Genomic DNA, 12510 nt, shown 5'->3' on the forward strand with positions numbered 1-12510 from the left:
TAATGCGATTATTGTGAGGGGATTTGGACGATTTGAAGGTTTTCTTTTCAGGCTGTTTCTGAAACTGAAATAGCAAGAACGGATAAATAAAAAACAACTTCTCAGAAGTAAATGGGGGAATGGTAGGAGTGAAATTTCGATTTTATTTCAAATCCATGAAATGGGTGGGGTTCATTTTTAGTGATTATGCTTGATTTGATCGTTGGGGGTGAATTTCTTTAGAAGTGTAGGCTAAGAAGTAGCAAAAGTAGTTGAATCGGAGCAAATGTCGCTGCTTGATGTTTTCTTTTGTTTGCTTTGATATTTATTTTGTTTGTTTTTTGATATTTATTTTCTGTTTTGTTTGTTTTTGTTTGTTTTTTATTTAATCTTAGCGAATAATTAATAATCTAAACTTAACAATAATGAAAGCGAACTTTAATCTCCCTGTAATATTAATGATCGACTTTTGAGCTCTCAAATTTAGTAGAGCCAAAATTCGCAACAATAATGAAAAAAATCTTCTCTATCTCTTTATCCATATTTGATAAGAAAGAAATCTGATCTGAATAAGAAAAGGTTATTTAAACTTTTAATCCAGAAGCAAGGATTGCTAAGCTGGTTATTCGGCTTTATGGTAGTATAAAGTAGTCAAAGCTCAACAAGCGAAATTTTAGTAATCAATAAAATATTAATTTTTACAATTCATAGTTATGAAGGTGTTAATTTTTTATCGAAAGAAAATGTTGTCGTACATTGTTTCGACTTCTATTCTCCTCCTTTTATTGCTATCGTGTAATGATGATTCGGAAAGTCCTTCCGGAGAGCCGCACGACCCATCGAAACCTATTGTAGTGACCACTTTCTCTCCAACTGAAGGTGGCGCTAAGGATAAGATTTTATTAGATGGCGCGAACTTTGGCACTGATGCCAGCAAGATTGAGGTGTATTTCAACTTAAAGAAAGCTGCTGTGATTTCGTCCAGCGGAAATCGAATTTATGCCATTGTGCCTCGTCTTCCGGGTGATAAGCCCGTAGTCAAAGTCGTAATAGGTGAAAATTCTGCCACTTACGATTCTACATTTTTGTATACGCCTCAGGCTCAGGTTACCACTGTTACCGGAAATGGCAATGCAGATTTTCTGGAGGGAACACTTGATCAGGCTCATGTATATGGAAAATATCTTGATCTGGATGCTGAGGGCAATCTGTTTATGTCACAGCGTGATGGCGGTTCTTTTGGGATAGCGCGGATCAGTGAAAAGGAAAATATCGTTACTCCTTTGATTATGGTTACAAACACTGCTGACCGTGTTTTGTATGCCAATGGTCTCACTGTAGATCGTAAAACCGGTATTCTGACTGCGTCTCACGAATCAGTACCGGAGGTGTTTTTCTCTTTTGACCCGAGGGAAGCCTGGAACCCACGTCAGCGAAATGCCAAGTTTTCAGAGTCGGACTATGCTTCTATTGTTTGGAATGACCGCTATGCAAACTTTATTACGTTCTGTCCTTATGACAATATGCTCTACACCCGGTTTCGGGATGGCAAGATTGCCAGGATCGATCCGGATACCTATGACGCGGAGATTGTACATCAAGGCCCTTACGGATCGCAATACGGGCAGGGAATAAACCCGTTAAAACCGTGGGAGCTCTATATTACCTTGCATTCCAATGCCAGTCCGGTTGAATTCAGACAGGGGATTATGATGCTTGATCTTCGTGATATGGATAGTGGATTTAAACGTCTGAATGCTCCGGGCGGAAGTGGATTTCGCGACGGTCCTGTGGAAGACGCTTTGTTTAACTATCCAAAAGACATCAAGTTTGATAATGATGGAAACATGTTTATTGCTGATTATGGAAACCATTGCATTCGCATGCTCTCGGCTGATGGTATTGTCTCTACGGTGGCCGGCCAGCCCGGAACATCCGGTTACAAAGATGGTGGTCCGGTAGAATCACTGTTTAAAAATCCCTGGGGTGTCGCAGTCAATGAGCTGGGAGAGATTTACATTGCTGATTGGGGAAATGCAAGGATTCGCAAATTAGTAATCGAATAATTAACCTATGTATAAAATGAAGATCATTCGCATTATGTGCCTGTTGCTGTTATGTTTGACGCATATGGCTACTTTCGCACAGCAAAAAGAAGAACTAAAGATCGCTGGAAAGGTGGTCGACGAACAAGGTGAGCCGCTTCCCGGTGTAACCGTATATGTAAAAGACAGGCCCACTGCAGGGACTTACACCAATGCTGACGGGGAGTTTACGATAAACGTATTGTATGGTGACCGTTTGGTATTCACTTTCGTAGGTTACGAGCCAATTGAACATGTTTCAGTGAAGTCTGTCGATAATCTGCAGATACAATTTGCCCAAAAGGGGGTAGCACTGGACGAGTTCGTTGTGGTTGGCCTCGGAGCAAAGGAACGAAAAATCAGTTCAGTAGGTGCGATTTCTACAATAGACGTCAAAGAATTACAGGTACCTGCCAGATCTGTTGCCAACTTGCTTGGTGGTCGTGCCGCGGGGATTATCTCTTTGCAAACGAGCGGAGAGCCGGGAAAGAATATTTCAGAATTTTGGGTACGTGGTATCGGTACATTTGGAGCCAATAGTAGTGCTCTGGTTCTCATCGATGGTTTAGAAGGTGACCTGAATACGATCGACCCGGCAGATATTGAGAGTTTTTCAATCCTGAAAGACGCATCGGCTACTGCTGTTTATGGGGTTAGAGGGGCAAACGGCGTAGTGTTGGTTAATACCAAAAAAGGTCTCGTGGATAAGACCCAAATTACGGTCAGAGCCAATTCTACCTTATCTCTTATCAATCGCTTGCCCAACTATCTGGATGCCTACGAATATGCACAATTGGCCAATGAAGCCAATATTATTCGTGGTCAAGCACCTTTATATAACGAAACCGAGATGGGGATTATCCGGGATGGTTTGGATCCGGATATGTATCCCAATGTAAACTGGCAGGATGAGATACTGAATAAAAGCTTTTGGTCTCACAGTATTTATGTTAGTGGCCGAGGTGGTAGTGAAGTTGCCAAATATTTTCTGAGTTTGGGGGCAAACAGCGAAACAGCTGCTTACAAAGTGGAAAAAAACAGTCCGTATGCTTCAAACGTAGGGTATAATACTTATAATTATAGAGTCAACCTAGATCTTAACCTGACTGAGACCACAGGCGTCTACGTGGGGTCAGATGGTTTCTTTTCGCAGTTGAATCAGCCGGGGGTTGCAAATACAGAGTATATTTGGAATGCGCAGGCTCGCCTTACCCCGTTGACTATCCCTACTGTATATTCAAATGGTTTGTATCCCGGAATTGGTGCAGGTTCGCAATCTTCACCTTATGTAATGATTAACCAGACTGGACAGGCTTCTGATCAGGTATTTAAAGGGAAAGCTACCCTCGCTTTAAATCAGGATCTCGCTTTTATAACTAAAGGTTTAAAATTCAGGATACAGGGAGCTTACGATATTCATAGTTTCTTCAAAGAACGCAGAAGGATCCAACCGGCGCTATACGAAGCTACCGGGAGGAGTTATGACGGTACTCTCATTATGATTGAGCGTGTACAGGAACAACAAGCATCGTACAGCAGATCGACTTCGCAGTATCGCAAGTATCACCTTGAGGCAACTTTAAATTATGACAAGGTATTTAAAGAGGACCACCGTACTTCTGCCTTGGTATATTATTACCTTAGTGACGCCAAAGATACAGAAGATGCGACCAGTAACCTGGAAGCCATCCCACTTCGCTATCAGGGCGTTTCCAGTCGGTTTACCTATGGATACAAGGATACTTATCTGTTGGACGTTAACTTTGGTTACACCGGATCTGAAAACTTCCAACCTGGAAGACAATATGGATTTTTCCCTTCTCTGGCTCTGGGTTGGGTGCCAACAAATTATGAGTTTGTTAAAAAGGCGGCTCCATGGCTGGATTTCTTTAAAATCAGAGCCTCCTACGGTACAGTAGGTAACGACCGAATTACCAGTATCCGTTTCCCGTATTTAACTAAAGTGAACGAAGGTACAGGAACCATCTGGGGCGTACCAGGTATCGAAACGATCGGTGAAACCCGTATCGGAGCAGATAACCTCGCATGGGAGAGAGCAATCAAGTCTAACTTAGGGTTTGAGGGTAAACTTTTCGATAATAAAGTAGATTTTGTTTTTGAAATGTTTAAAGACCAGCGAAATGGGATTTTCCAACAGAGGGTGCAGGTTCCTGAATATGTGGGAGTGATTTCTAATCCATATGCTAACGTTGGGCGAATGAAGAGTACAGGTGCTGACGGTAATATTAGCTATACAACTGAGATTACACCCAAATTTGGTATTACGTTACGGGGTAATTTCACGTATTCCAAAAACACTGTGCAGAATTGGGAACAGGCTTATTTGGAATATCCCTATCTGGAGTATAATGGATTTCCTTACGGTTCCATACGAGGATATCAGGCTATCGGGCTCTTTAAAGATGAAGACGATGTGAAATACAGTCCTCAACAGACTTTTGGAACGGTTATGCCCGGAGATATCAAGTATAAGGATGTAAATGGTGACGGGGTTATAAATACTATGGATAAAGTGCCATTGACCCACAGTAACTATCCGTTAACAATGTTTGGTTTTGGTGGTGAGTTCCGCTACAAAAACCTAACACTTGGTGTGTTATTTAAGGGAACCGGAAAAACTTCCTTCTTCTACGTGGGGCAAAATACAACTGTGAACGGTGTGTCAGAAACAAACGGAATGGGTTATATGCCCTTCTTCCAGGGGAATGAGGGAAATGTGCTCACTTTGGCTGCCGATCCTAAAAACCGATGGATTCCGATGGATTACGCCCTCGAGCATGGTATAGATCCGGCTTTAGCTGAAAACCCGAATGCCCGTTTCCCGCGTTTGCAATATGGAAATAATGCCAACAACAGTCAGTTGTCTACCTTTTGGCAGGGAGATTCACGTTATTTGCGATTGCAGGAAGTAACATTGAATTACCGGGTTGATTCCAGTTTCCTGAAGCGTTTAGGCGTGTCTTCAATGGATGTACAGCTTGTAGGTACCAACCTTTACATATGGGATAAGGTGAAGATCTTTGATCCGGAACAAGCCGTTTGGAATGGACGAAAGTATCCGATTCCTCAGACCTATGCGGTGCAAGTCTATTTTAACTTATAGTAATACACTAATATTTAATGAGATGAAATCATTTGTAATTATAAAAAGAATAACTATAGCGTCTGTTGTAGGCTTGATCTGTGCGATGACGACATCATGTAAGGATTATCTGAATATCGATGATTACTTTGACGATGAATTCAACATTGATTCAGCATTTGTAAACGCGCGGTATATGGAAGCATACATGTGGGGTGCGGCAGACATGTTCCCGGACGAAGCTCAAACCGTCAGGTATGGATATACGCCGGGGCCTATGGCCGCTGATGAAGCATTCAACGGATTAACGGGTGGCGGTTCAAGCAACGTTTATTACGGGATGGATTTTGCTACCGGAAGGATCACTCCTGACTTTTTTGGAGATTCCTCTCCCAATCTTAATCAATGGGGCAAGTATTATAAAATCATTCGTAAAACGAACAATATTCTACAAAATCTCGACGTACCCAAAGATTTAACTACAGCTGACAGGCTTCGAATCGAAGGCTATACTCGTTTTATTCGTGCCTATGCATATTACAGTCTCCTAGTGGATTATGGTCCTCCGATTATTCTGGGCGATGAAGTTGTTAATACCAACGAATCGCTTGAATATTATGATCGTCCGAGAGCAACGTATGACGAAGCGATGGAATATGTTTGTGAAGAATTTGAAAAAGCAGCCGAATTAATGCCCAAAGAAGTAGGTATTCTGGATTTTGGACGTCCTACAAAAGGTGCTGCCTATGGTTTGATTGCCCGGTTAAGATTGATCCATGCCAGTCCATTGTTTAACGGAGGTTCGGTGGCCAGTTCATATTTCGGTAACTGGAAACGTTCTACAGACAATGTGTTCTATGTTTCTCAGGAATATGACGAAAGCAGATGGGCACTTGCTGCAGCAGCAGCGAAAAGGGTTATGGATCTTGGTTTGTATCAGCTGTATACCGTGAAAGCAGACGTGAATACACCTGCACTTCCCGAAGGTGTAGTTTCTGATCCGAACTTCTATGGTAGCTATCCGAATGGTGCCGCTGGCATCGATGCCTTCCGTTCTTATTCTGATATCTTTACCGGTGAAGCGGTAGCTGCTATCAATAAAGAATTGATATGGGGTAGAAACACTTCATACATAAATGATTATATCAATCAAGGTGCCTTTCCTCCCTCTCTTGGTGGATGGGGGCGTTTTTGTGTGACCCAAAAAGTAGTTGATGCCTACCTGATGGAAGATGGTCGTACCAAAGATGAAGCGCGTGGAGATACCTATTTTGAAGCAGTTGGCGACCTCCCGGCAGGTGGTACGTTTGACGACCTGTTTACCGAACAACCTAAATCTTTCTCTGGTTATCCTATGAATGCAGGCGTGTTTAAAATGTATGCCAATCGCGAAATGCGGTTTTATGCATCGGTCGGTTTCAATGAAGCCATTTGGCAGGCTTTGTCGAGTACTACTGTTAATATGCACACTGCCAAATACTATTATCAGGATGAAGATGGTCGGGGTGGTGTGACCGCAACCTCACCTAACTATCCGATAACCGGTTATGTGATCAAGAAATATGATCACCCTTATGATGCGATTAGTGGTACAGGAGCCCGCCGTATTCCGAAAGCATATCCGATCATCCGGTATGCAGAGATTTTGTTGTCGTATGCTGAGGCAGTTAATAATTTGACTAGTAGTCATACTGTTCAGCTTGGCGATCAGCAATATACAATCAGCAGAGATATCGAAGAAATTAAAAACTCCTTTAACCTTGTACGTTACCGTGCCGGACTACCTGGCTTGTCGGCCAATCAATTGAATAATCCGACTGATGTACAGCAAGCGATTGAGCGGGAACGCATGGTTGAGTTTTTATATGAGAACAGACGTTTTTATGATGTGCGTCGCTGGGGTATCTATGAAGAGTCAGAACGGGAACCTATTCGGGGCATGAATCCGGATGGTGCTGACCGGGAAAGTTACTACAGACGTACCATTCCGGCTACTTCGTCCTATCTTACTCGTGCGGTTGACAAGAAGTTGGTTTGGGTGCCGCTTCCTCGCACTGAGTTGCGCCGGTTGCCTTCGCTGGATCAGAATCCGGGTTACAATTAAGATTATGCAGAACAAGTAGGAAAAACGACACAAATGAAACAAAGATTAATATTAATAATAGCCTTGCTGGGAGCGCTGGTGGCATGTAATGACGACGCGATCTTTGAAAAGGAAATGTATAAAAATGTAGTTGCTTTGATTAGTAGCGATTACTATAATACTTTTGAGGAAGTGGTGAAATTGACCAATGAAGAGGTGATTATTGGCTATGTAGCAGCCTCTGTTGGGGGGACCGATGCTCCTGCTCAGGACATGGTAATCGGTCTGGAAGAAGATTCTACGCAGTTGGGTTTGTATAACTACTCGCTTTATGATGCCGATTCAACATTGTATGCCAAACCATTGCCGAAAGATAAATATGAGATTGTTGAATACAAAATCACGATTAAAGCAGGTGAGCGTTCGGGCAAAACAATGGTGCGATTGCGCCCGGATGGATTGTCGCCTGATTCAACCTATTTTCTTAGTTTGAGGGCTACCGATATTTCAGGAGTGGAACTAAATCCAGAGAAGAGTACCATTCTGTATCAGGTTTTATTGGAGAACGATTATGCGTCTCAGGCAGAAAACTCCCTGTACACCATGACCGGAATGGTTAATGGAATGGTAACAGCAGCTAATAAAGAGCTCTTCCCTCTTTCGTACAATAGTGTGCGGATGGTTGCCGGGAATGAGACTTTTGTATCTGCTGTTGACAAAATAAAAGAGTCTTCGATTATTCTGGAGGTAGCAGAAGACAATAGTGTTACGATCAAACCTTATGGTTCAATTCAGGTAAATCAGTTGGATGGTGATGATAAATATCCAAATGTATTTATGGTTGAAGATTATTTTGGCCAGAAAACCAATGTATTTTTATTGTCATATGAGTATACTATTGGCAATACTACCAAGGTGATGCAAGAACGCGTTGAAATGCAAATCAGGAATTAGTGATTTAGTTTGTAGTTACACAGAGTTTAGTTATTTCTGAGTAATATTTACACATCGCATCTTATGCTGATTATCCATCTGCATAGGTGCGATGTTTGTTTATGGAAAACTGCAGGTAAATTGGTGTGTGGGAATGTCGAAGGTGATGAGTGCCTAAAAATGTTGGATACCTTTTTGTCGCAGAAACAACTTAGGGGAATAATGGTTACTGTGGTGCTACCGGTGATGGCCAGTCTGCAAAATATACTCGGGAAAGAGAAAAAGGTGTAAAGTGAAAATTGCAGAAATTAGCTCACCAGGTCGTCGAGTCTTACCTGTTTGTCGATAAGGTCTTGCAGCGTGGTTGCTTTAAGGTATTCAATAATTTGGTTATTGAGTTGTCCCCAGAATCCTTTTGAAGCGCATCGGTCGTCGCGTTTGCAGGAATGTTGGTGCGACAGGCAGTCGACTACGCAAACACCGGGTTCAAAAGCATTGTGAATGTCGTTGATCGTAATTTCAGAAGGCCTGCGTGTAAGAATGTAACCGCTTTTTCGTCCGGAAGCCTTGGTGACAAGTCCGGCAACTTTTAAAGCAGTTATTATGTGGTCAAGGTATTTATAAGGAAGATTTTGGTTCTCAGCAATTTCTTTTTGATAAATACCATTTTCACATTCGTTCATAGCTATTTCAAGAATAGCACGAACACCATACCTGGTTTTTGTACTGAATTTCAAAGTGGTTAGTTGAAAATTTTCCTAAAGATAGCTAAAAGAAAAAGTAATGAAAACCTCGTTGTCTACTTTTACTGCGCCAAGTATTTTTTGTGGCGGATCAATATCAAAAGTGGATAACAATACTTCAAGACTACCTTTTAAAACCGTTCCTGAAGTTTCGCAATAAATTACATCGCACGGAATTAGGTAATCGTGCGTTTTCCCTGCAATGGTAATCTTCGTGTCCAGCAGTGTACTGCCCGATTCTTCGTCAAAATCTTCCGAATTGTAGGCTTCAATGTTTATCTTAATATCGGGATACTGATCTGCATTCAGCATCTTGTAAAAATCGTTGAGCATTAACTTGTTCGGTCCCGAAAAATCGCGTATCGGGATGCGAATGGATTGCGAGAGTTTATTTTCCCCGTTGTCGTGGTTTCTTTTGGTGAAGTTGGGATTCTTATTGACGAATTCAAATTTATTGATGTTCGACGAGCCTTGAATAAGCACATAGCTTTTGCATTCCTCCGGATTCGTTTTATTCTTGTCGTGTGCTGATAATTGAAGAACCGCGAAACAGAGCAGCAACAAAAAATAATATTTTGGACTAAAAATATGCAAGTGTCGAATTTGCTTTTTAAAGAAGATTGTCCGGCGAAAGCCGGACAATCAGTTTACTTCGTTCAATTCATTAGAATGAAATAGCAGCTTCAAGAACTACTCCATTGAATTTTCCTCCATCAATCGCTCCATGAGCCGGTCCATCGTATTTTTGATTAACGTAGTCGAGTTTAACCAATACATTGTTGGTCATAAACCAGCCACCACCAAAATTGGTGCGGTTTACTTTCGACCCGTCGTTGTTGTCAACGTGGTTGTAACGGGTTCCCAGGTAGAAACTTCCCAGGCGGTACAGCGCTTGTACAGCAGTTTGTGTAAAATGCTGGTCAGCGTCGTTGCGTACACCTTTCATGTTTTCATAGATTCCGAATACTTCAAGTCCGTGGAATTGAACAAAAACGTTAGCCATGTAGCTGTTCATTTCTGATTGACCACTGTTTGGATCCCAGCGGCCTGAGCGGAAGTTGTCGCCTTCGGCAGCAGCTGTTTGCATTACGTTGTAGTAACGGGCACCTGCACGGTCGCCGGCCCACAGGTACGATCCGCTGTGTCCTTCGCCTACATGGTAGCCTGACAATGTTGCTCTTACTCTAAGATCTTCGTTAATGTTTTTGTCGTAACCCACTTTCCAGTTAAATACCAGGTCGTCTCCAAGGTCTCCGCCACGGCCATAGTTCATACGTCCGTTGTTGGCGCCTACCAAGGCAAGGAATCCTTTGTCGCGGAACATCACTTCCAGTCCGGGATTGGCTGTATAGGCATCCATCACCCAGTTTCCAACAAAAGGGTTGTTAAGTACACTGGCATTGTTGCTGCGGAAATAGTGAGCATCGCCATAATCCGGCATCATAACCCCTGCTTTGATCGTAAGGTATTTCATGATGTTGTTGGCGGCCGGCAAAAACGGCATGTTGTCGATAATCAGATAACCTCCTTCTACCCACGCCTCGTTGTGGTGACGTGAAGAAAGGTAAGTGTTCATGTACAATTGAATACCGGGAGCTAAATCTGTTGTAATGCTTAAATTGGCAGTAGGCAGATTGAAGTTATTTTTTAAATCAATAAGCTCAACATCTGCTTCATGATCTAACATTTGCAACTGAAGGGCAAAGTCAGCTCCAACCTTAACTTTCACATCTTTAAAAGTGCTTGGATCAAGCTTGGCTTGCTCGAATTGCTGCCCAAAAGAGATCATGCTAACAAATGCAGCGGTGATTAAAACAATAAATCTTTTCATTTTAAAATAGAATTAGATGTTCTTACTTGTTTATTGTGCTGATCAATCAGCTATTTTTATTTTTTAGTGAGTACGATGCTGTATGCAATTTCAATGTCGTCGCCGGTTTTCAGGGCGCCCATCATTGCTGTTGGAGGATCGATTTTGAAATCGCTCATTTTTAACGGCACTTTACCCTCGATTTTGATGGTCGAACCATTTTCGGAAACAAGCTTGAAGGGCAGTGAAACTGCTTTTGTTTGGCCGGCTATGGTTAACTGGCCTTTTACGGCAGACTCAGTTCCGTTCGCTACATTTACTGCATCGGCAACTTTAAAAGTGATTTGCGGATGGTCGTCTCCTTCGAGGGCCTTGTAGATTTTTCCGGTCATGATTCTGTTGTCGCTTTCAATGTTTTTCACCTCACAGATCACATTTACACCCGAAACTGCTGCGTTGCTGTTGTCGTCCAAGGCAATCGACACGTCGCACTTAAATTCGTCAACTTCTACGGTCCAGTCGTGTACCGAAGAGGTACCTAAAATGGTGATTTTGCTGGCGTCTTTCGCCAATTGATAAGTTGTCTGTCCTGAAACAGTGGCCTGAATGGATAATAGCAGTAAGCTAACAATCAGGCTTTTAAAAGTAATTTTTTTCATTGTTTTCATTATTCCTATTAATCCTATTGAAATGGTAGGACAAAGAAGGAGTGATTTTGGAATTGAAAACCTGAGAAAAATCATGAATCTGTGTAGTTTAAATAAACATAATCAGTCTTATTACAGTTTTGGAGGAAGAAAAATATTGTTTTCGATAATCTGTTTTTTCCTGGAAAACAAATTATTGCGGAGGAACATTTTGAAATTAAATTCGTTTACTCTATCCAGATAACACTGGGAAAATGAAGAGGAAAAATTTCGTTATTTATATTCATTGTGTTACCATTTTCTTAACAATGAGCGTTTCGGGGCAGGATAATAGCTACAACAGAGAACGTTACAAAATGATAAAAACGCAGTTGCAGTCTCGGGGGATTACCGATAATAAAGTTTTAAATGCTTTTAGGATTGTTCCCCGCCACGAATTTGTTCTGCCTGAGTATCTCCGCTATGCCTATACCGATCAGCCTTTGCCGATTGATGAGGGGCAAACCATTTCGCAACCGTTTATTGTAGCCTACATGACCGATGCTCTTCAGTTAAAAAAATCGGACCGGGTGTTGGAGGTCGGCACCGGTTCGGGATACCAGGCAGCTATTCTGGCCCAACTTTGCGATTCGGTATTTACGGTGGAAATTTTTGAATCGCTTGAAACGAAAGCCAGCAAAATTTTTAAGGAGTTGAAATACCATAATATTGTTTGTAAAGTTGGCGACGGGTACCTGGGGTGGAAAGAAAAAGCGCCCTTTGATGCCATTATCGTTACCTGTGCCCCAAGCCATATTCCAAAACCGCTTCAGGACCAACTGGCCGATGGTGGCAGAATGATTATTCCGGTGGGGGAAGGGCAGGTTCAGCACCTTATTTTAATGCAGAAACAAAATGGAAAAAAAGGTCAGAAAAGCGTGTTGCCGGTTCGCTTTGTTCCCATGCTCGATGATGAAGGCCTAAAATACTAAAGAAGAAAAATATGTCTTTTGTTTTTCATCCTGCCGGCTTCTTCTGACAACAAAGTGGTCGGTTGTGGTTTTCTCCAGCTCGAAATTAAGATTTTGTAAAAAGACTCTAAATTGCGGGATCCACAAGTATCTGCTTTTTATTAATCGGAGATTTGTA

The 12510-nt window shown here is 42.1% G+C and carries 9 protein-coding genes; 5 read left to right on the top strand and 4 right to left on the bottom strand.

Annotation, left to right across the window (positions count from 1 at the left end):
• Positions 1–692: 692 nt before the first annotated feature.
• From MR764_RS06660 to MR764_RS06675, 4 genes are read left to right on the top strand one after another with little or no spacing between them, the layout of a single operon-like run.
• Positions 693–2045 carry an IPT/TIG domain-containing protein gene (locus tag MR764_RS06660; RefSeq protein ID WP_247978628.1) on the top strand — a complete coding sequence of 451 codons (1353 nt, stop codon included), beginning with the start codon at positions 693–695 and terminating at the stop codon, positions 2043–2045.
• A 16-nt stretch (positions 2046–2061) separates the two neighbouring features.
• Positions 2062–5187: a TonB-dependent receptor gene (locus tag MR764_RS06665; protein WP_247978629.1), complete on the top strand. Its 3126-nt coding sequence runs from the start codon at positions 2062–2064 to the stop codon at positions 5185–5187.
• A gap of 22 nt (positions 5188–5209) precedes the next feature.
• Positions 5210–7270 (top strand): RagB/SusD family nutrient uptake outer membrane protein, encoded by a 2061-nt coding sequence (locus tag MR764_RS06670; protein ID WP_247978630.1) that lies wholly within the window; start codon positions 5210–5212, stop codon positions 7268–7270.
• 33 nt (positions 7271–7303) lie between these two features.
• On the top strand, positions 7304–8203 hold the full coding sequence (locus MR764_RS06675) for a DUF4361 domain-containing protein (protein ID WP_247978631.1): 900 nt from the start codon (positions 7304–7306) through the stop codon (positions 8201–8203).
• 287 nt (positions 8204–8490) lie between these two features.
• Here MR764_RS06675 and MR764_RS06680 read toward each other — a convergent pair whose 3' ends face one another.
• The 4 genes from MR764_RS06680 to MR764_RS06695 all read right to left on the bottom strand — a co-directional run bounded on the left by MR764_RS06680 (position 8491) and on the right by MR764_RS06695 (position 11394).
• On the bottom strand, positions 8491–8919 hold the full coding sequence (locus MR764_RS06680) for an Rrf2 family transcriptional regulator (RefSeq protein ID WP_247978632.1): 429 nt from the start codon (positions 8917–8919) through the stop codon (positions 8491–8493).
• A gap of 21 nt (positions 8920–8940) precedes the next feature.
• Entirely contained in the window at positions 8941–9489 is a 549-nt protein-coding gene (locus MR764_RS06685; protein WP_247978633.1) for a YceI family protein, read from the bottom strand.
• Positions 9490–9589: 100 nt separating this feature from the next.
• Complete coding sequence (locus tag MR764_RS06690; protein ID WP_247978634.1) at positions 9590–10756, bottom strand: hypothetical protein; 1167 nt, start codon at positions 10754–10756, stop codon at positions 9590–9592.
• 56 nt (positions 10757–10812) lie between these two features.
• Entirely contained in the window at positions 10813–11394 is a 582-nt protein-coding gene (locus tag MR764_RS06695; protein WP_247978635.1) for a YceI family protein, read from the bottom strand.
• 242 nt (positions 11395–11636) lie between these two features.
• Here MR764_RS06695 and MR764_RS06700 point away from each other — a divergent pair, with 242 nt between their 5' ends.
• Entirely contained in the window at positions 11637–12353 is a 717-nt protein-coding gene (locus MR764_RS06700) for a protein-L-isoaspartate(D-aspartate) O-methyltransferase (protein ID WP_247978636.1), read from the top strand.
• Positions 12354–12510 lie beyond the last annotated feature (157 nt).

It is taken from the genome of Maribellus sp. YY47 (assembly GCF_023111095.1).
GTDB lineage: Bacteria > Bacteroidota > Bacteroidia > Bacteroidales > Prolixibacteraceae > Draconibacterium.